Below are 21,139 nucleotides of genomic sequence, written 5' to 3' on the forward strand. Positions count from 1 at the left end.
GGCAAAGGAGCGCAATGCTGGCGGTTTGGCGTTGCCCATTTTCTGGAAACAGATCACCAATCACCCCTTATTGGCGGCGATTCTACGAAACGCATCACATTTTGCAAAGCAAGGTGATGGATCATGCGGTTGTCTAATGCGAAAATCTATCGTTAAGTTCTTGATTCTAAATGGGAATTGAGCGATGCAAATTTCAAGTTTGGGTCCGGCCATCCGACGCTACCGCAAGGTCGCGGGGCTTACTCAGGCTGAACTCGGCGAAAAAACCGGTTTTGACCCCAAAACCATCAGCCGCTTTGAAACCGGAACCTATACCCCCAGCGTCGAAGCCTTGTTCTTGCTTGCCGACGTGCTGGACGTAAAGCTGAAAGCCTTTTTCGCCGATATGGGTGATGAAGATGAACAGCGGGCGTATCTGTTCGGTGTCATCCATAAAGCCACCCCGAAGGATCTGGGAAAGCTGATCGCAGCGGTTGACCAGGCCTTGTCCAAGCCTTAGTGGCGGAAATGAAAAAGGAGGCCGACGTGTCTGATACGACACATCGGCCTCCTTTTTTATATTCATTCTAAAAATCAGGAACGACAAAAAACCGCCTGGATCAAGGGCCATGGCAGCAACACACACTAAGTATTTTCAGACAGAAAACGCGAGAGAGGGCTCGCGGTGCGTTATGGAGGCAACCCCACCAGCCACACCCCGGCACACAATGTTCCCGCTGTGGCTGCTTCCTTCCGGATCTGACCAGGTTCACGGGTAATCGTTGCGGGGGGACCGATGGGGTCACCATAACGACGCTCACCTGACGGCGAGCCGCGCCATTGTACCTATCTGGGACGAAGTTACAACCGTTCGGGGGGATTAAAAAATATGTGCTGGTTCAAGGACATGCAAAGTCTGCAGAACACCGTAGTCATGTAGCAGCTGTCGAGCTTGCGAGGCTGCTGCAAGTGAATGCAGGCGGCTACAGGTCTTGCAACACCTCATCCGCCCTGCCGCCCTCCTGCTGGATCACCAGATGGATGAAGTGCAGTTTGGCGATAACCGCGGGCGGCAGCACAAACGGATAGAAATCCGGCTGCCCCATGCTCCGCGACAGCTCGTTGAGCATGCCGGCCAGTTCGATCCATGCGTTGACGAACGACAGGAACGCCGCGCCGCCGGGATGCTGTGGATCGTAGAGCGTGTCGAGCGGGAATGGCTGATAGTCGAAATCCATCTCGCGCGCGCTCATGCCAAACCCCAGCGCCGTGTCCACCGCGTCCATCATGTGCAGGTAATGCGCCCAGGTTTCCGCCCAATCTTCCCATGGATGCATGGTGGCGTAGGCGCTGACACATTGCTGCTGCCAGTCGAGCGGTGCGCCTTGCTGATAATGGCGTTCGAGGGCGTCGGCGTAGCTGAGACGCTCGTCGCCGAACAGGTTGCGGAACGGTTCCAGCCAATGACTGTTGGCGATCAGCCGGTCCCAGTAGTAATGCCCGACTTCATGACGAAAATGCCCGAGCAGCGTGCGATAAGGCTCGTGCATTTGCACCCGGACCTTTTCGCGGTGGGCGTCATCGGCTTCCTTGATATCGAGGGTGATCAGGCCATTGGCGTGCCCCGTGGTCGGCGGTTTGCCTTCCAGGTCAACACCGATGAAATCGAAGGCGAGACCGGTCTGTTCGTCGACGCTTTTGGGAATCACCTGCAATCCCAGGCTGATCAACTGCGCGACCAGACGCCGCTTGGCGGTTTCGACCTGACGCCAGCGTTCGTGGTTTTCGGCAATTGAGAGGTCAGGGATGGTGCGATTCAGGCTACAGGCGATGCACAGCGCATCATGGTCATTGGCGGCCAGCAGCCAATTACACGCAGCCGGGGAATCGAGGTTGGCGCAGCGCCGGAACAGGCCGGCTTCGGGGTCGGCGTCAAGCAACCAGGTATCCGCCAGCACACCCGGCTGCAGCGAGGACAGGCGACTCTGCTCCGGCTGATAGCCCAAGGCTGCCGAACAGGCCAGGCACTGGCTGTTGCGAAAGAAAAGCGACTGCCCGCAGCGGCACTGCCAGACCTTGCTGTTGCGCGAACTTCCACCCATGAAGGGCGCGGCGATGCGTGAGCTGAGCTGTTCGAAGAAGCGGTACATGGCGATCTCTCCCTGGGGCTTGCCAAGACTAGATCATTCCCCAGCGAGGATCGTTCCGTTTTCTGTGGCGAGGGAGCTTGCTCCCGCTGGGCTGCGAAGCGGTCCCCGAAGTCTTGGCGACTGCTGCGCAGTCGAACGGGAGCAAGCTCCCTCGCCACAGGTTGAGTGTCAGATCGGTATACCGTGTTTTTTCAGGAAATCGACAAACGCCTCTTCATCTAGCACTTTCAGTCCCAATTCATTGGCCTTGGCCAACTTCGAACCGGCACCCGGCCCGGCCACCACGCAATGGGTCTTGGCCGACACCGAACCGGCCACCTTGGCCCCGAGGCTTTCGAGTTTGTCTTTGGCAATATCACGGCTCATCAATTCCAGCGAACCGGTCAGCACCCAGGTCTGCCCAGCCAGCGGCAGGCCTTCGACGACTTTTTTCTCGCTCTGCCAATGCATGCCGAAATCACGCAACTGCTGTTCAGCCGCCTCAGCTATCTGACGGTTTTCAGCAACCGCGAAAAACGCTCGAACCGAATTCGCCTGCTTCTCCGGCAGGGCCTGGCGCATGTCCAGCCAATCGGCGTTCATGACCGACTCCAGCGAACCAAACTTGTCCGCCAGCTTCTGCGCCCCGCCCGGCCCGACCGACGGAATGTTCAGCTTGTCGAGGAAACCGCCCAGCGTCGTGCTGGCGGCAAATTCGGCCCCCAGCTCGCCCTGATCCTGAATCTGCAGGCCGTGCTCGAGCAACTTCGCAATAACCTGCTGGTTATGCGCATCTTCAAAGAAGCTGTGAATCTCGTGAGCCACTTCCAGGCCGACATCCGGCAAGTACGTGAGCACTTGCGGCAACGCCTGCTGAACCCGCTCCAGCGAGCCGAGAGAGCGCGCCAGGACCTTGGCCGTCTCTTCGCCGACGTCAGGAATCCCGAGGGCATAGATGAACCGTGCCAGGCTCGGTGTCTTGCTGTCCTTGATCGCGGCGAGCAGTTTATTGCTCGACAGCTCGGCAAAGCCTTCGAGATCGACAATGTCCTCGAACTTCAAGGCATACAGATCGGCGGGAGAACTCACCAGCCCCTCATCGACCAATTGCTCGACGCTCTTGTCGCCCAGGCCTTCAATGTCCATCGCACGACGGGAGACGAAGTGAATGATCGCCTGCTTGAGTTGCGCACCGCAGGCCAGACGACCGACACAGCGGTAAACCGCCCCTTCGCTGACGGTCTCGCGACCCTTGCTGCGCTTGACCAGCTGCGTGCGCTCGACATGCGAGCCGCACACCGGGCACTGCTGCGGAATCTGTACCGGACGCGCGTCGTCCGGGCGGCGATCCATGATCACTTGCACCACTTGCGGAATCACGTCGCCCGCGCGGCGGATGATTACGGTGTCGCCGATCATCAGGCCCAGGCGAGCCACTTCGTCCATGTTGTGCAACGTCGCATTGGCCACGGTGACACCGGCGACCTTGACCGGCCTCAAGCGCGCCACGGGCGTCACGGCACCGGTGCGGCCGACCTGGAATTCGACGTCGAGCAGTTCGGTGAGCTCTTCCATGGCCGGGAATTTGTGGGCAATTGCCCAACGCGGTTCGCGCGCGCGAAAACCGAGCTCACGCTGGGACGCGATGCTGTTGACCTTGAACACAACGCCATCGATTTCATAGGCCAGGCCGTTGCGGCGCTCACCGATGTCGCGGTAGTAATCCAGGCATTCATCAATGCCGTGCGCCAGTTTCAGCTCGCGACTGATCGGCAGGCCCCAGGTCTGCAGCTGCTTGAGATTACCGATGTGCGTATCGGCGATATCCGCCGAAATCTGGCCGATACCGTAGCAGCAGAACTCCAGCGGACGGTTGGCGGTGATCTTCGAATCCAGCTGCCGCAAGCTGCCCGCCGCCGCGTTGCGCGGGTTGGCGAAGGTCTTGCCGCCGACCTCCAGCTGCGTGGCGTTCAGGCGCTCGAAACCGGCCTTGGACATGAACACTTCGCCGCGCACTTCCAGGGTCGCCGGCCAGCCGGTTCCCTGTAACTTCAGCGGGATGTTGCGCACGGTGCGCACGTTGACGCTGATGTCTTCGCCGGTGGTGCCGTCGCCGCGCGTCGCGCCGCGCACCAACATACCATCCTGATAAAGCAGGCTGACCGCCAGGCCATCGAGCTTGGGTTCGCAGCTGTATTCCACCGCCGCGCCGCCGCCAAACAGGTCGCCGGCCGGCAAGTCGAGACCTTCCGTAACCCGGCGATCGAACTCGCGCATGTCGCTTTCTTCGAAGGCGTTGCCGAGGCTGAGCATCGGCACTTCGTGGCGCACCTGGGTGAACGCCGACAGCGCCGCGCTGCCGACGCGCTGGGTCGGCGAGTCGCTGGTGACCAGCTCGGGATGGGCGGCTTCAAGGGCCTTGAGTTCATGGAACAAACGATCGTATTCGACGTCCGGAACGCTCGGCTCGTCCAGCACGTGGTAACGGTAGTTGTGCTGATCCAGCTCAGCGCGCAGCTCGAGAATGCGGGTTTTGGCGGCGGTCATGGGTGTTCTCTCATAAAGCAAAAGAGCAGCCGAGGCTGCTCAATCTATTTTGCTGATCGTCCCGCGCACGGCGCGGGGACAACCTTTTGAATCAACGCTTCTGGGTCAGGGCGCGACGTTCGAATTCGACGATGCGCTGACGGTAATGCTCGATCGTCTGGGCGGTCAGCACGCTGCGCTGGTCGTCTTTCAGTTCGCCGTTCAGCTCCTGGGACAATTTGCGCGCCGCGGCCACCATCACGTCGAAGGCTTGCTTCGGATGACGCGGGCCTGGCAGGCCGAGGAAGAAGCTCACCGCTGGCGTGCTGAAGTGGTCGATGTCGTCCAGATCGAAGACGCCCGGCTTGACCGCATTGGCCATGGAGAACAACACCTCACCGTTGCCGGCCATGCTCTCGTGACGGTGGAAAATATCCATTTCGCCGAAACGCAGACCGCTCTCCAGAATGTTCTGCAACAACGCCGGGCCCTTGAAGCCGGCAGCGTCACGGCAGATCACGCTGATCACCAGCACTTCTTCGGCTTGCGGTTGTTCCTTGTCGCTGACCGACGGCGAGGACTTGGTGTCATCCGGGAAGTCGTCGTCACGGCTGCTGAAGCTCGGGCCGCCGTCCAGGTCCAGGCTGAGGTTCATGTCGCCCTGGGAAGGCTCGGCATGGCCACGCTTGCCGCGCTTGGAACCCGATTCACGAGGTTCACGGGCAGGCATGCTCACCGACGGCAGATCATGCTCGTCCAGTTGCGGTTCCTTATGCGTGTCCAGCACGCGGGGCGGGCCCAACAGCTCGGCGCTGGTGTCCTCGTCCGGCAGGTTGGACAAACTTCGGTCAAGACGGAATTTCAGTTTTCCCTTGCCGCCGCGCATGCGACGCCAGCCATCGAAAAGAATACCGGCAATGACAATAATGCCGATGACGATCAGCCACTCGCGCAGACCGATTTCCATGTAATCCCGTGCCTCTATAAAAAATGCTGAAAAATAAGGGGTTTACAACTCGTAAACCGCTTTAAAACGTGGCGCCAACTCTATGTTCTGACAGGCGTTTTGCCCACGTATACGAAAAATTGACATTAAACTAGCACGACCAAAGGCAACTTTACACCGTCTGTCACAATGGCTCGCGCGAATATGTCGATTGGCCAGCAAGTCAAGACAGGTAAAAAAGTCCTACAGACCAAAAATACTTGCCCTACAAGCACCGGCTCAGGCCTCCACCATCGCCATCGCCTCCTCGACATCCACTGCCACCAGACGCGAACAACCCGGTTCGTGCATCGTTACCCCCATCAGTTGATCGGCCATTTCCATGGCGATCTTGTTGTGGGTGATGTAGATGAACTGAACCGTCTGCGACATCTCTTTGACCAACCGTGCGTAGCGTCCAACGTTCGCGTCGTCCAGCGGCGCGTCAACTTCATCGAGCATGCAGAACGGTGCCGGATTCAACTTGAAGATCGCAAAAACCAGGGCCAATGCGGTCAGGGCTTTTTCGCCACCGGAGAGCAAATGGATGGTGCTGTTCTTCTTTCCTGGCGGCTGCGCCATGATCGTTACCCCTGTATCGAGTAGATCTTCGCCCGTCAGTTCCAAATACGCGCGCCCTCCACCGAAAACTTTTGGGAAAAGGGCCTGTAATCCGCCATTGATCTGATCAAAGGTATCTTTGAAGCGGTTTCGGGTTTCCTTGTCGATCTTGCGAATCACGTTTTCCAGAGTGTCCAGCGCTTCCACCAGATCGTCGTTCTGCGCATCCAGATAACGTTTACGCTCGGATTGTTGCTGGTATTCGTCGATGGCCGCCAGGTTGATCGCACCGAGGCGCTGAATGCGCGCGGCAATGCGTTCGAGTTCTTCTTCAGCGTCTTTCTCGCTAGCCTCGGCGGTCAGCGTGGCGAGCACGCCATGCAGGTCGTAGCCATCCTCAAGCAACTGATCTTCGAGGGTCTTGCGTCGCACAGTCAGGGCTTGCCATTCCATGCGCTGGGTTTCCATCTGACCACGGATCAACTGCGATTGCTGCTCGGCCTGGTTGCGTCGTTTTTCCGCATCACGCAATTCACGGTCAGCGTCTTCCAGAGCGATCTGAGCCGACTTCATTTCTTCGTCGACCGTCATGCGCTTATCGAGCAACTCTTCGAGTTTCAGGCGCAGCTCTTCCAGCGGTGCCTCGCCCTCCTCCAGATTGAGGCTCAGCTGTTCGCGTTTCTCGGTCAGGCGCTCGGACTGCATCTCCAGGCGTTCCAGCGCCTGACGCGTCGAGTCATGTTGCGCCTTGAGCGAGCCGAGGCGTACCGCCAACTGATGGGCGTGATCCTTGTGTTGCCGGGCTTCCTGACGCACGCGATCGAGTCGCTCGCGCAAGCTGTCGCGCTGGGCCAGCAGCAACTCGCGCTGCTCGGTGTCCAGCGCCATGGCGTCGAGGGCTTCCTGCAATTGCAGGCGCGCTTCGCCGATGTTTTCGTGCTCCAGCGCCCGTTGCTCAGCCAGCTCGGTGAGTTCTTCATCAAGGCGGGTTCGACGCAACGTCAGCTGCTCAACCTTGGCCTTGCCGGCCGACAACTGAGCTTTCAATTCACCTTGCTGACGCGCTTCGTCTTGCAGCAAACGGCGCAAATGTTCGCGACCGTTTTCCTGCTGGCGCTGCTGCGCCCTGAGCGTCTGAAGTTGGGTTTCCAGGGTTTCGACCGTGGCCTCGCGCTCTTCGCGCTCGATGCTCAGACGCTGGATTTCCTGACCACGGGCGAGCACGCCGCTTTCCGCTTCGCTGGCCCGGCGAACACGTAGAAAGTGTCGGCCAACCCAATAGCCGTCGCGACTGATCAAGCTCTGGCCGACACTCAGCTGACTGCGCAGGGCCAACGCTTGCTCAAGACTCTCAACCGGTTTGACCTGCCCCAGCCAGGGCGACAGATCGATCTGCGCTTCAACCTTGTCAAGCAGGCTGCCCGGTACGCGCACGCCATCACTGGCCGGGCTGAGCAAACGCAAATCGCCTTGGGCAAAACCGGCCAGATCGAAATCGCCGAAGTCGTCCACCAGCACCGCTTGCAGGTCGGCACCGAGCACGGTTTCCACCGCCAGCTCCCAACCCGCCTCGACTTTCAGTCCTTCGGCCAGACGCGGGCGGTCCGCCAGGTGCTGTTCGCGCAGCCATTGCGCGGTGCCGGTGCCCGGATCGAGCGCGGCTTGCTGCAAGGCTTCAAGGGACGCAAGGCGACCGTTGAGGCGCTGCAAATCACCCTGAGCCTGCTGCTGATTTTGCAGCGCTAATTGCAATTCCTGACGCAGTTGCTCAAGGCGTTCGACCTGGGCCTCTTCGCTGGCCTGTAAATCTTCAAGCGTCGCTTCGCTCGCAGCCAGTTGCTCACTGAGCTCCATGATCGCCGCATCTTCCGGGTCCGCCGAGAGCAACGCGCGCTCTTCGCCAAGTCGCTTCTGGCGATCGGCCAGACGCTCCATGCTGGTTTCGAGTTGCTGAATGCGTGACTGCTGGACCTCGGACTGGCGACGCGGCTCGGCGGCCGTGAGGTTGAAGGTGTCCCACTGCTCCTGCCAGCCGTGCATGGTGGTTTCGGATTCTTCCAGCGCAGCGGCGGCTTCTTCGGCGGCGGCGCTGGTGACTTCCTGCTCCGGCGTGAGCATGTCCAGCTCTTCACCGAGGGTCAGCAGCAAGGTGCGGTCGTGGCCGAGGTGAGATTCGGTTTCCAGTCGCGCACGCTCGGCTTCTTTAAGATCATCCTGCAACTGCCGCAAACGCTGCTGACCGTGCTGGATGCTCTGCTCGACCCGGGCGATGTCGCCGCCGACCGAATAGAAGCGTCCCTGCACCAGATTGAAGCGCTCGGACAGATCATGGTGCCCGTCACGCAAGCGCTCGATGGCCGCATCGGCGTTGCGCTGTTCAGCGACCAACGCTTCGAACGTGACTTCCTGATTGCCAATGACTGCTTCGCGCTGCCCGACCTGTTCGTTCAAAGCCTGCCAGCGCAGGGCCGACAGCTGGGCCTTGAGCTGACGCTCCTCGCCTTTGTATTCCTGATACTTCTTGGCGGCCTCGGCCTGGCGATGCAAACGCTCAAGCTGACGCTCGAGTTCTTCACGCAAATCGGTCAGGCGGGCCAGGTTTTCATGGGTGCGACGGATACGGTTTTCGGTCTCGCGCCGACGCTCCTTGTACTTGGAGATGCCCGCCGCTTCTTCGATGAAGTTGCGCAGGTCTTCGGGCTTGGACTCGATCAGCTTGGAGATCATCCCCTGCTCGATGATCGAATAGCTGCGAGGGCCCAGGCCTGTGCCCAGAAAGATGTCGGTGATATCGCGACGACGGCATTTGGTGCCGTTGAGGTAGTAGGTGGTCTGGCTGTCGCGGGTCACTTTGCGGCGAATGGAAATTTCCGCATAGGCGGCGTATTCGCCAAGCAGCGTGCCGTCGGAGTTATCGAACACCAGCTCGATACTCGCCTGACTCACGGGCTTACGGCTGGTCGAACCGTTGAAGATGACGTCGGTCATCGACTCGCCACGGAGGTTCTTCGCCGAACTTTCGCCCATCACCCAGCGAACGGCGTCGATGATGTTCGACTTGCCGCAGCCATTGGGCCCTACCACGGCCGCCATGTTGCTGGGGAAGTTCACGGTGGTCGGGTCGACGAAGGATTTGAACCCGGCCAGTTTTATGCACTTGAGCCGCACGCTTAAGCGTCCGTCAGGGCAGAAACCACCAGATCGCAACTGCGCTGGGCATAGGCCGTCAGCACTTCGCGGATCAGCGGAAAGTCACGGGCCAGCACGGCGGCCAGCAAACGTTCGAACAACTCCAGGAACTCGCTCATCGACGCCTTGCGCTGGTCCAGGGCGAGGAAATACGCACGGCTCATCGCCGGTTGCAGGTTCTCGACGGTTTCCTGCAAGTACGGATTGTTGGCAAACGGGTACGCGGCGCGCATCACATTGAAGCTGTCGTCGACGAAGGTGCGGATGTCCTGACGCTCATAGCTGGCGGCCAGGCGCTGCTGGATCTGCACGAACGGCGCCATGTCAGACTGGACCTGCCAGCCTTTGGCGACGGCGTTGCCGAGCAAGATGTACAGCTCGCTCATCAGCGTGCACAGGCTCTGCACCTTGTGTGCGGTGAGTTCGGTAACGTGGGCACCGCGGCGCGGCAGGATCGCGATCAGGTGGCGGCGCTCGAGGATCAGCAAGGCTTCGCGGACCGAACCGCGGCTGACATTGAGGGCCAGCGTGACTTTCTGTTCCTGGATGCGCTCCCCGGGCTTCATTTCGCCACGAATGATGCGTTCGGCGAGGTGGTGAGCAATTTGCTCGGCGAGGCTGTCCGGCGCCTTGAACGTCATGGTTGTCCTTCAAACTCTTCGATCTGCACAAGCGGCGCAGTGTAGCGCACATGAAGGGTCATGGCGGAGTGCCCACTCAGCGGTTTTTGGCACGAATCAAGCAAAAAGCAGGCTAACCCGCGAGGGTCAATAATGAAGGAACGAGTCGTTGATCGACAAAATGGCGTTTCCTGACCTTTAAGTCAGAAAATCATTGACCGCAAAGTCAGACCTGATAAATTCGGTCCAAGTCGGTTAACAACAATAATGAGTCTGCGAGGCCTTCCGTGATCCAGTTTTTACTTAACCAGGAACTCCGTAGCGAGCACGCCCTGGACCCAAACCTGACCGTGCTCAATTATCTGCGCGACCATGTGGGCAAACCCGGCACCAAAGAAGGCTGCGCCAGCGGTGACTGCGGCGCCTGTACCGTGGTGGTCGGCGAGCTGCAAACGGATGACGATGGCCGCGAATACATTCGCTATCGCAGCCTCAACTCGTGCCTGACGTTCGTGTCGTCATTGCACGGTAAACAACTGATCAGCGTCGAAGACCTCAAGCACCAGGGCGAGCTGCACAGCGTGCAGAAAGCCATGGTCGAGTGCCACGGCTCGCAATGCGGCTTCTGCACCCCGGGCTTCGTGATGTCGCTGTTCGCGCTGCAAAAGAACAGCGATCAGCCCGACGCCCACAAGGCCCACGAAGCGCTGGCCGGCAACCTCTGCCGCTGCACCGGCTATCGGCCGATTCTGGCCGCCGCCGAACAATCCTGCTGCGGCAAGCAAGCGGATCAGTTCGATGCACGCGAAGCCGATACCATCGCCCGCCTTAAAGCCATCGCCCCTACCGACATCGGCGAACTCAACAGTGGCGACAAGCGCTGCCTGGTGCCGCTGACCGTGGCCGATCTGGCTGACCTCTACGATGCTTATCCACAGGCCCGGCTGCTGGCCGGCGGTACGGATCTGGCATTGGAAGTCACCCAATTCCATCGCACGTTGCCGGTGATGATCTACGTCGGCAACGTCGCCGAAATGAAGCGCATCGAGCGCTTCGATGATCGTCTGGAAATCGGCGCCGCCACCGCCCTCTCCTATTGCTACGAAGCCTTGAAAGCCGAATACCCGGACTTCGGCGAATTGCTGCAACGCTTCGCCTCCTTGCAGATCCGCAACCAGGGCACCCTCGGCGGCAACATCGGCAACGCCTCGCCGATTGGAGACTCGCCACCGCTGCTGATTGCCTTGGGGGCGCAGATCGTTTTGTGCAAAGGCGAAACCCGTCGCACCCTGGCGCTGGAAGATTACTTCATCGATTACCGCGTCACCGCGCGCCAGGAAAGCGAGTTCATCGAGAAGATCATCGTGCCGCGTGCCAGCGCCGAACAATTGTTCCGCGCCTACAAAGTGTCGAAACGTCTGGACGATGATATTTCCGCTGTTTGCGCCGCGTTCAACCTGCGCATCGACAACGGCGTGATCGCCGACGCCCGCGTAGCGTTCGGCGGCATGGCCGCGATTCCGAAACGTGCGAATAACTGCGAAACCGTATTGCTCGGCGCGCCGTTCAATCACGCCACCGTCGAACGCGCCTGCGCCGCACTGGCCGAAGATTTCACGCCGCTCTCGGACTTCCGCGCCAGCAAGGAATATCGCCTGCTCAGCGCGCAGAACCTGCTGCGCAAATACTTCATCGAACTGCAAACGCCGCATATCGAGACTCGGGTGACCGCTTATGTCTAACCATCACGCCGTAGAGAAGACCCAGGCCGAACTGGCTGAACTGTTCGCCAAGGACCTGACCACCGGTGTCGGCCGCAGCGTCAAGCACGACAGCGCCGCCAAACATGTGTCCGGGGAAGCGCAGTACATCGACGACCGTCTGGAATTTCCGAACCAGCTGCACGTTTACGCCCGCCTCTCGGACCGCGCCCACGCGAAAATCATCAGCATCGACACCAAGCCCTGCTACGCCTTCGAAGGCGTGCGCATCGCCATCACCCACAAAGACGTGCCAGGCCTGAAAGACATCGGCCCATTGCTGCCGGGTGATCCATTGCTGGCCATCGACGATGTGCAATTCGTCGGTCAACCCGTACTGGCCGTTGCCGCAAAAGACCTGGAAACCGCACGCAAAGCCGCCATGGCGGCGATCATCGAATACGAAGATCTCGAGCCGGTGCTGGACGTGGTCGAAGCCCTGCGCAAACGCCACTTTGTGCTCGACAGCCACACCCATCAGCGCGGCGATTCGGCCGGCGCATTGGCGACTGCCGAACACCGCATTCAAGGCACGCTGCACATCGGCGGCCAGGAACACTTCTACCTCGAAACCCAGATCTCGTCGGTGATGCCGACCGAAGACGGCGGGATGATCGTCTACTGCTCGACCCAGAACCCCACCGAAGTGCAGAAACTGGTGGCTGAAGTGCTGGATGTGTCGATGAACAAAATCGTCGTCGACATGCGCCGCATGGGCGGTGGTTTCGGCGGCAAGGAAACCCAGGCTGCGAGCCCGGCGTGCCTGTGCGCAGTCATCGCCCACCTCACCGGCCAGCCGACCAAGATGCGCCTGCCGCGGGTCGAAGACATGTTGATGACAGGCAAGCGTCACCCGTTCTACGTCGAGTACGACGTCGGCTTCGACAGCACCGGTCGCCTGCACGGCATCGCCCTGGAACTGGCCGGCAACTGCGGTTGCTCGCCGGACCTCTCGGCGTCGATTGTCGACCGCGCGATGTTCCATGCCGACAACTCGTACTACCTGGGCGATGCGACCATCAACGGTCACCGCTGCAAGACCAACACCGCGTCGAACACCGCATACCGTGGCTTCGGTGGCCCGCAAGGCATGGTCGCCATCGAAGAAGTGATGGACGCGATTGCCCGCCATCTGGGCCTCGATCCGCTGGCAGTGCGCAAGGCCAACTACTACGGCAAGACTGAGCGCAACGTCACCCATTACTACCAGACCGTCGAGCACAACATGCTCGAGGAAATGACCGCCGAACTGGAAGAAAGCAGCCAGTACGCCGAACGCCGCGAAGCGATTCGTCGCTACAACGCCAACAGCCCGATCCTGAAAAAAGGCCTGGCGCTGACCCCGGTGAAATTCGGCATTTCCTTCACCGCCAGCTTCCTCAACCAGGCCGGTGCGCTGATCCACGTCTACACCGATGGCAGCATCCACCTGAACCATGGCGGCACGGAAATGGGCCAGGGTTTGAACACCAAGGTGGCGCAAGTCGTAGCCGAAGTGTTCCAGGTGGAAATGGACCGCGTGCAGATCACCGCGACCAACACCGACAAGGTGCCGAACACCTCGCCGACCGCTGCCTCCAGCGGTGCCGACCTCAACGGTAAAGCCGCACAGAACGCCGCGGAAATCATCAAGAAACGCCTGATCGAATTTGCCGCCCGGCAGTACAAGGTCAGCGAAGAAGACGTGGAGTTCCACAACGGTCACGTGCGGGTTCGTGATCACATCCTGACCTTCGAAGCGCTGATCCAGCAGGCGTATTTCGCCCAGGTGTCGCTGTCGAGCACCGGCTTCTACAAGACCCCGAAAATCTTCTACGACCGCAGTCAGGCCCGTGGTCGACCGTTCTATTACTACGCCTTCGGTGCAGCCTGTTGCGAGGTGATCATCGACACCCTGACCGGCGAGTACAAAATGCTGCGCACCGACATCCTCCACGACGTCGGCGACTCGCTGAACCCGGCCATCGACATCGGCCAGGTCGAGGGCGGTTTCATCCAGGGCATGGGCTGGCTGACCATGGAAGAACTGGTGTGGAACAACAAAGGCAAACTGATGACCAACGGCCCGGCCAGCTACAAGATCCCGGCCGTGGCCGACATGCCGCTGGACCTTCGGGTGAAGCTGGTGGAAAACCGCAAGAACCCGGAAGACACGGTGTTCCATTCCAAGGCTGTGGGTGAGCCGCCGTTCATGCTGGGTATCGCATCGTGGTGTGCGATCAAGGACGCCGTGGCGAGTCTGGGCGACTACAAGCATCAACCGAAAATCGACGCACCGGCGACTCCGGAGCGGGTGTTGTGGGGCTGTGAACAGATGCGGCAGTTGAAGGCGGCGAAGGCCGTCGAGGCAGAGCCGGCGTTGGCTTCGCTCTAGACCGAGGCGCGCCCTTCGCGAGCAGGCTCGCTCCCACAGTTGATCGCATTCCCCTGTGGGAGCGGGCTTGCCCGCGAAGAGTCCCGAACAGACAACAAAGATGTCGAGGTGAAACATGTACAACTGGATCGACGCCCTCGCCGACCTGCAATCCCAGGGTGAACCCTGCGTGCTGGTGACCATCATCGAAGAGCTCGGCTCGACGCCGCGCAATGCCGGATCGAAAATGGTCATCAGCGCCACCCAGGCCTACGACACCATCGGTGGCGGGCACCTGGAATACAAGGCCATGCAGATCGGCCGCGAGATGCTCGCCAGCGGCAAGCAGGACACGCACCTGGAGCGCTTCAGCCTCGGCGCCAGCCTCGGCCAGTGCTGCGGCGGCGTGACCGTGCTGCTGTTCGAACCGATGGGCCAGGTCCAGGCGCAAATCGCTGTGTTCGGCGCCGGCCATGTCGGCCGGGCGCTGGTGCCGCTGCTCGCCAGCCTGCCCTGCCGGGTGCGCTGGATCGATTCGCGGGAAGCGGAATTCCCCGAGCAGATCCCCCACGGCGTGCGCAAAATCGTCGCCGAAGAACCGGTGGATGAAATCGACAATCTGCCCGCCGGCAGCTACTGCATCGTCATGACCCACAACCACCAGCTCGATCTCGAACTCACCGCCGCGATCCTCAAGCGCAACGACTTCGCCTACTTCGGCCTGATCGGTTCGAAGACAAAACGGGTGAAGTTCGAACACCGCCTGCGGGACCGTGGTTTCGACAGCGCCGTGCTGCAACGCATGCGCTGCCCGATGGGCATCGGCGAAGTCAAAGGCAAGTTGCCTGTGGAAATCGCCATCTCCATCGCCGGCGAAATCATCGCCACCTATAACGCCAGTTTCGGCCAGCAAACTGCCCGCGCCGGATCATCGATCGCCAAACTGCTGCCTGCATCACGCCGCAGCCAAGCCTCCCACTGAGAAAGCTCATGCCTCTGACTCGCAAAGCCTACCGCGCCGCCATCCTGCACAGCATCGCCGACCCCGCCGAAGTGGGCATCGAAGCCTCGTATGAGTATTTCGAAGACGGCCTGCTGGTGGTCGATAACGGCCAGATAAGCGCCCTTGGTCACGCCAGCGACTTGCTGCCGACCCTGCCCGCCGATATCGAGATCACTCATTACCAGGACGCGCTGATCACCCCCGGTTTCATCGACACTCACATTCATTTACCGCAAACCGGCATGGTCGGCGCTTACGGTGAGCAGTTGCTGGACTGGCTCAACACTTACACCTTCCCGTGTGAAAGCCAGTTCGCTGACAAGACTCACGCTGATGAAGTCGCGGACATTTTCATCAAGGAACTGCTGCGTAACGGCACCACCACGGCGCTGGTGTTCGGCAGCGTCCACCCGCAATCGGTGAACTCGTTTTTTGAAGCCGCCGAGCAGCTGGACCTGCGGATGATCGCCGGCAAGGTGATGATGGACCGCAACGCCCCGGACTACCTGACAGATACCGCCGAATCCAGCTACGTGGAAAGCAAGGCGCTGATTGAGCGCTGGCATGGCAAGGGCCGCCTGCATTACGCGGTGACCCCGCGCTTCGCCCCCACCAGCACCCCGGAACAACTGACCCTCGCCGGCCAGTTGCTCAGCGAGTACCCCGACCTGTACATGCAGACCCACATCAGCGAAAACCTCAAGGAAATCGAGTGGGTCAAGGAACTGTTCCCCGAGCGCAAGGGCTACCTCGACGTTTACGACCACTACCAATTGCTCGGCGAGCGCTCGGTATTCGCCCACGGCGTGCACCTGTGCGATGACGAGTGCGCGCGGCTGGCGCAGACGGGTTCGGCGATTGCTTTCTGCCCGACCTCGAACTTCTTCCTCGGCAGCGGCCTGTTCAATTTGCCGATGGCCGAGAAGCACAAACTCAATGTCGGCCTGGGCACCGACGTGGGCGGCGGCACCAGTTTCTCGCTGCTGCAAACGTTGAACGAAGCCTACAAGGTCATGCAGCTGCAAGGTGCGCGCCTGAGTCCGTTCAAATCGCTGTACCTGGCGACCCTGGGCGGTGCGCGTGCGCTGCGCCTGGAAGACAAGATCGGCACGCTGAATCCGGGCACCGACGCGGACTTCCTGGTGCTGGACTACAACGCCACGCCGCTGCTGAGCTATCGCTTGAAGCAGGCCAATAACATTGCCGAGACGTTGTTTGTATTGATGACGCTGGGGGATGACCGGACTGTGCTGCAGACCTATGCGGCGGGGAATCAGGTGCATCAGCGCTAAGCTATTCCGGGCATAAAAAATCCCCCGCAATCGATGGTTGCGGGGGATTTTTTTATTGCTTTTGAAGCCGCCTTCGCGGGCAAGCCTCGCTCCTACAAGGGCTTCGCGTTAAACCTGTAGGAGCGAGGCTTGCCCGCGAAGGCCGCACCTCGATCTTTCAAAGCTTGACCGCTGGCCGCCCTGGCTTTTTGGTCTGCAATAAATGCGAGAACACCGCATGCAAATCATCCGACGCGCTTTCCTCGTCGAGGTTGAGTTTGCTGTCGATGTGATCCATGTGATGCATCATCAGGTTCACCGCCAACTCGCCGTTGCGCGCTTCGATGGCGTCGATCAGTTGGGTGTGCTCGTCGTAAGAACAGTGGGAGCGGTTGCCGCTTTCGTACTGGGCAATGATCAACGACGTCTGGGACACCAGGCTGCGCTGGAAGCTGATCAGCGGCGCATTCTTCGCCGCTTCCGCCAGCTTCAGGTGAAATTCGCCCGACAGGCGGATGCCGGCACCGCGATCGCCACGGGAGAAGCTGTCGCGCTCATCGTTGACCATTTGCCGCAACTCGGCAATCTGCTCGGCAGTCGCGTGTTGAACCGCCAGTTCAGTGATCGCCCGCTCCACCAGACGCCGCGCCAGGAACACCTGACGGGCCTCTTCAACACTGGGGCTGGCAACCACGGCGCCACGGTTCGGACGCAGCAGCACGACGCCTTCATGAGCCAGGCGCGACAGTGCACGGCGAATGATGGTGCGACTGACCCCGAAAATTTCCCCCAGCGCTTCTTCGCTCAACTTGGTGCCGGGCGCCAGACGCTGTTCGAGGATGGCCTCGAAGATATGCGCGTAGACAATATCGTCCTGGGTACCGCTGCGGCCGGCTTTGCCTGCTCGCGGTTGTTTCTTTAGGGGCTGCAACTGTTCGTTCATGGGCACTCGAGTCGGGAGAACTGCGGCGAATTGACCGTGACTGTAATACGGCACAGTGGGTCGCTGGCAAGTATCGCGTAATAAACAGCGCGATTGTACACAATGGATGGTGGCAACACGACTGTACGGCTGTTTGTCGCTTCTGCTGTATCGCAACGGTTGGTTACTTTTGAGTTTAGGCTTGAATCCATAAATTTGAGATCCGTACAAACTCAGTGGCGAGGGAGCTTGCTCCCGCTGGGCTGCGAAGCGGCCCCAAAACCAACCTGATCGCAGCTTCAATCAAAACGTGTCAGCAGGGTTTACGACGGCTTCGCCGCCGAGCGGGAGCAAGCTCCCTCGCCACAAAAGCCACGCTGAAGTCACCGTTAGCCATAAGGAACACCGCTGTCATGAACGACGCCACGCACACGCAGCTTCGCCCCTTGGCCGATACGTCACCGTCGGCGATTGTCGCCGGCTTCATCGCGATGATGACCGGCTACACCAGCTCCCTGGTCCTGATGTTTCAAGCCGGACAAGCGGCGGGCCTGACCAGCGGGCAGATTTCGTCGTGGATCTGGGCGATCTCGATTGGCATGGCGGTGTGCTCGATCGGCCTGTCCCTGCGTTATCGCACGCCGATCACCATCGCCTGGTCGACCCCTGGCGCGGCGTTGTTGATCACCAGCCTGGGCGGCGTGAGTTACGGCGAGGCCATTGGCGCCTACATCACGTGCGCAGTGCTGGTGACGATTTGCGGCCTGACCGGCAGCTTCGAACGGCTGGTGAGAAAGATTCCGGCATCATTGGCCGCCGCCCTGTTGGCGGGGATTCTGTTCAAGATTGGCAGTGAAATCTTCGTCGCCGCGCAGCATCGCACCGGGCTGGTGCTGGGGATGTTCTTCACTTATCTGCTGGTCAAGCGCCTGTCGCCTCGCTACGCGGTGCTCGCAGCGTTGCTGATCGGCACGGCGCTGTCCGGGTTCATGGGGCTGCTGGACTTCAGCGGTTTCCATCTGGAAGTGGCAACGCCGGTCTGGACCACGCCGCACTTCTCCCTGGCCGCGACCATCAGCATCGGTATTCCGTTGTTTGTGGTGGCGATGACTTCGCAGAACATGCCCGGCATCGCGGTATTGCGCGCCGACGGCTACACCGTGCCCGCCTCGCCATTGATCACCACCACCGGCATCGCCTCGCTGCTGCTGGCGCCGTTCGGCTCCCACGGGATCAACCTGGCAGCCATCAGCGCGGCGATCTGCACCGGGCCGCATGCCCATGAGGATCGCAACAAGCGCTACACGGCGGCGGTCTGGTGCGGGATTTTCTACGGGATTGCCGGGGTGTTCGGCGCAACGCTGGCAGCGTTGTTCGCGGCGCTGCCTAAAGAGCTGGTGCTGTCGATTGCGGCGCTGGCACTGTTCGGCTCGATCATCAATGGCCTGAGCATTGCCATGACCGAAGTGAAAGAGCGGGAGGCGGCGTTGATTACCTTTATGGTCACGGCGTCGGGGCTGACGCTGTTTTCCATTGGGTCGGCGTTCTGGGGGATTGTCGCGGGGGTGTTGACGCTGGTGATTCTGAATTGGCGCAAGGGCTGAGGGACCCGACATCGACTTCGCAGGCCAAGCCATGCACCTGCAAAAAGCAGGCATAAAAAAACGGCGACCCTTGGGTCGCCGTTTTTCATGACATCAAGCTACCGGATTGATCGGCTTTTCCGGGTACCAGACGTCGATCAGCGGGCTGACGGTTGCTTCGGTCAGTTCGCTGCGGCCCTTGAGCCAGGCTTCAACAGCAGCGCGCTGCTCTTCGGACACCGAGCCACGCTTCTGCAGGCAAACCAGACCGAAGTCGTCGCCGCCAACATAACCCAGACCGTTGGCTTCCATGGCTTCTTTCAGGAACGCGTCGAGGAAAGCATCAATGGCTTCATCAGCCAAATCTTCTTTGAAATCCAGGTTCAGTTCGAAACCCAGCTCTTGAAATTCATCGACGCACAGTTTTTTGCGCAGACGCTGGGAACGGTTAGTCGCCATTGGAACAATCCTCATAAGTAATAACGGGCGGCACTTTAGCAGTTTAAGCCGCTAATTGCCCGACTCTCTGGGGCGCGTCGCTGACCGTCGGTAAAAAAATTGCGGATTAGAAGGCCACGGCAAGGCACAAGCCGTTGCACCTTGGGGCATAATGCCGACACTTTCATGACCACTGAGGGAATTTATCTTCATGCCCTCGCCTTTTTTCCCCTCGAATGCAGGGTTCAATTTCACATGATCAAATCTTTGCGTCCCTTGTTACTGGCCGGCTTCCTTCTTCCTCTGGCCTTCTCCGTTTCCGCCGCCACCATCAACACCGGTCTGTCACCCAACGTAGAAAAGGCCCTGAAGGCCAGCAAGCTTCCGGACAACGCCCTGTCGCTGGTGATGATCCCGCTGAACGGCCCGGGTACACCGACCATTTACAACGCTGACGTTTCGGTCAACCCGGCTTCGACCATGAAGCTGGTAACCACCTATGCGGCGCTGGAAATGCTCGGCCCGAACCATCAGTGGAAAACCGAGTTCTACACCGACGGCACCCTCAGCGGCGGCATCCTCAACGGCAACCTCTACCTCAAGGGTGGCGGCGATCCGAAACTGAACATGGAAAAGCTCTGGCTGCTGATGCGTGATTTGCGCGCCAACGGCGTGACGCAAATCACCGGCGACCTGGTGTTGGATCGTGGCTTCTTCGTGCAACCGCAACTGCCGGAATTCAACGACGATGGCAATGACGACAACAAGCCGTTCCTGGTCAAGCCTGATTCGCTGATGGTCAACCTCAAGGCCTTGCGCTTCGTGGCACGCAACGACAATGGCCGGGTCCTGGTGTCGGTGGAACCGCCGATTGCCAGCATCAAAGTTGAAAACCAGGTCAAAGCAGTCAATTCCAAGCAATGTACCGGTGGCGTGCGTTACAACCCGGTGACCCAGGCCGATGGCAGCGTGACTGTGACGGTCGGCGGTCAGTTGGGCGAAGGCTGCAGCTCGCAGACTTATCTGTCGCTGCTTGACCACGCCACCTATACCGCGGGTGCCGTGCGGGCGATCTGGAAAGAACTGGGTGGCAGCATCCAGGGCAGGGACCGTCTGGCGCCAACGCCGAGCAACGCCAAGGTGCTGGCCCGGGCCTACTCGCCGGATCTGGCGGAAATCATTCGCGACATCAACAAATACAGCAACAACACCATGGCTCAGCAGTTGTTCCTGAGCCTGGGCCAGAAATTCCGCACCGACGCCGACGGTGACGACGCCAGGGCTGCCCAGCGTGTGGTGCGTCAGTGGCTGGCGAAGAAAGGCATCACCGCGCCGCACCTGGTGATGGAGAACGGCTCCGGCCTGTCTCGCGCCGAACGCGTGAGCGCTCGTGAAATGGCGGCGATGCTGCAAGCCGCGTGGCGCAGTCCCTACTCCGCCGAGTTCATCAGCTCGATGCCGATTGCTGGCACCGACGGCACCATGCGTAAACGCCTGAAAACCACGGCGATGCGCGGCGAAGCTCACGTCAAGACCGGCACCCTGAACACCGTGCGCGCGATCTCCGGTTACAGCCGTGACGTCAACGGCAACACCTGGGCGGTGGTGGCGATCCTCAACGACAAGGCCCCGTTTGGCGCATCGTCGGTGCTGGATCAGGTGCTGCTGGACCTGTATCGCCAGCCGAAAGTGCCGGAAACGGCTTCGGTGCTCTGACCCGATCTACACGACACCACTGATCCAATGCAGGAACGAGCCTGCTCGCGATGACGGCGGCACATCCAGCAATGATGTGACTGACAGACCGCCATCGCGAGCAG

The 21,139-nt window shown here is 60.1% G+C and carries 14 protein-coding genes and 1 other RNA gene; 7 read left to right on the forward strand and 8 right to left on the reverse strand.

Translation table 11 applies throughout. The features are described from left to right. Window positions 1-184 precede the first annotated feature (184 nt). Complete coding sequence (locus JIO00_RS20005; RefSeq protein WP_010456454.1) at window positions 185-499, forward strand: helix-turn-helix domain-containing protein; 315 nt, start codon at window positions 185-187, stop codon at window positions 497-499. Between the two features lie 182 nt (window positions 500-681). Here the strand turns inward: JIO00_RS20005 and ffs are convergent. The 6 genes from ffs to JIO00_RS20035 form a co-directional block, all read right to left on the reverse strand. Further along, window positions 682-778: signal recognition particle sRNA small type (ffs, locus tag JIO00_RS20010), an RNA gene on the reverse strand. A gap of 184 nt (window positions 779-962) precedes the next feature. Beyond that, window positions 963-2,129, reverse strand: a complete 1,167-nt coding sequence (locus JIO00_RS20015; RefSeq protein ID WP_077748206.1) for a zinc-binding metallopeptidase family protein — start codon at window positions 2,127-2,129, stop codon at window positions 963-965. A 168-nt stretch (window positions 2,130-2,297) separates the two neighbouring features. Beyond that, window positions 2,298-4,655, reverse strand: a complete 2,358-nt coding sequence (gene ligA, locus JIO00_RS20020; protein ID WP_083376169.1) for an NAD-dependent DNA ligase LigA — start codon at window positions 4,653-4,655, stop codon at window positions 2,298-2,300. A gap of 91 nt (window positions 4,656-4,746) precedes the next feature. Beyond that, window positions 4,747-5,601, reverse strand: coding sequence for a cell division protein ZipA (zipA, locus tag JIO00_RS20025; protein WP_102594711.1), 855 nt, complete (start codon window positions 5,599-5,601; stop codon window positions 4,747-4,749). A 258-nt stretch (window positions 5,602-5,859) separates the two neighbouring features. Further along, window positions 5,860-9,348, reverse strand: coding sequence for a chromosome segregation protein SMC (smc, locus tag JIO00_RS20030; protein WP_200666709.1), 3,489 nt, complete (start codon window positions 9,346-9,348; stop codon window positions 5,860-5,862). 2 nt (window positions 9,349-9,350) lie between these two features. After that, window positions 9,351-10,010, reverse strand: a complete 660-nt coding sequence (locus tag JIO00_RS20035) for a GntR family transcriptional regulator (RefSeq protein WP_010456464.1) — start codon at window positions 10,008-10,010, stop codon at window positions 9,351-9,353. Between the two features lie 266 nt (window positions 10,011-10,276). Between JIO00_RS20035 and xdhA the strand changes: the two genes are divergently transcribed. From xdhA to guaD, 4 genes are all read left to right on the forward strand, one after another. Continuing rightward, complete coding sequence (xdhA, locus tag JIO00_RS20040; protein ID WP_200666711.1) at window positions 10,277-11,731, forward strand: xanthine dehydrogenase small subunit; 1,455 nt, start codon at window positions 10,277-10,279, stop codon at window positions 11,729-11,731. Then, window positions 11,724-14,123, forward strand: a complete 2,400-nt coding sequence (gene xdhB / locus JIO00_RS20045; protein ID WP_077748204.1) for a xanthine dehydrogenase molybdopterin binding subunit — start codon at window positions 11,724-11,726, stop codon at window positions 14,121-14,123. The genes xdhA and xdhB overlap by 8 nt, the downstream gene beginning before the upstream one ends. A gap of 115 nt (window positions 14,124-14,238) precedes the next feature. After that, the gene (xdhC, locus tag JIO00_RS20050; protein ID WP_010456471.1) at window positions 14,239-15,084 is read left to right on the forward strand and encodes a xanthine dehydrogenase accessory protein XdhC; all 846 of its coding nucleotides are present in this window, start codon (window positions 14,239-14,241) and stop codon (window positions 15,082-15,084) included. A gap of 8 nt (window positions 15,085-15,092) precedes the next feature. Next, complete coding sequence (guaD, locus tag JIO00_RS20055; RefSeq protein ID WP_010456473.1) at window positions 15,093-16,397, forward strand: guanine deaminase; 1,305 nt, start codon at window positions 15,093-15,095, stop codon at window positions 16,395-16,397. Between the two features lie 157 nt (window positions 16,398-16,554). Here the strand turns inward: guaD and JIO00_RS20060 are convergent, their stop codons facing one another. After that, window positions 16,555-17,319 (reverse strand): GntR family transcriptional regulator, encoded by a 765-nt coding sequence (locus JIO00_RS20060; RefSeq protein WP_010456474.1) that lies wholly within the window; start codon window positions 17,317-17,319, stop codon window positions 16,555-16,557. A gap of 392 nt (window positions 17,320-17,711) precedes the next feature. On the opposite strand from JIO00_RS20060, the gene JIO00_RS20065 reads away from it, so the two are divergent. Beyond that, window positions 17,712-18,902: a benzoate/H(+) symporter BenE family transporter gene (locus JIO00_RS20065; protein WP_077748202.1), complete on the forward strand. Its 1,191-nt coding sequence runs from the start codon at window positions 17,712-17,714 to the stop codon at window positions 18,900-18,902. A gap of 93 nt (window positions 18,903-18,995) precedes the next feature. Here the strand turns inward: JIO00_RS20065 and JIO00_RS20070 are convergent, their stop codons facing one another. Next, on the reverse strand, window positions 18,996-19,340 hold the full coding sequence (locus JIO00_RS20070) for a YggL family protein (RefSeq protein ID WP_007896965.1): 345 nt from the start codon (window positions 19,338-19,340) through the stop codon (window positions 18,996-18,998). A gap of 234 nt (window positions 19,341-19,574) precedes the next feature. Here JIO00_RS20070 and dacB point away from each other — a divergent pair, with 234 nt between their 5' ends. Further along, entirely contained in the window at window positions 19,575-21,035 is a 1,461-nt protein-coding gene (gene dacB, locus JIO00_RS20075; protein WP_010456483.1) for a D-alanyl-D-alanine carboxypeptidase/D-alanyl-D-alanine endopeptidase, read from the forward strand. Window positions 21,036-21,139 lie beyond the last annotated feature (104 nt).

The organism is Pseudomonas sp. SW-3 (genome assembly GCF_016615645.1).
Classification (GTDB): Bacteria; Pseudomonadota; Gammaproteobacteria; order Pseudomonadales; family Pseudomonadaceae; genus Aquipseudomonas; species Aquipseudomonas mandelii.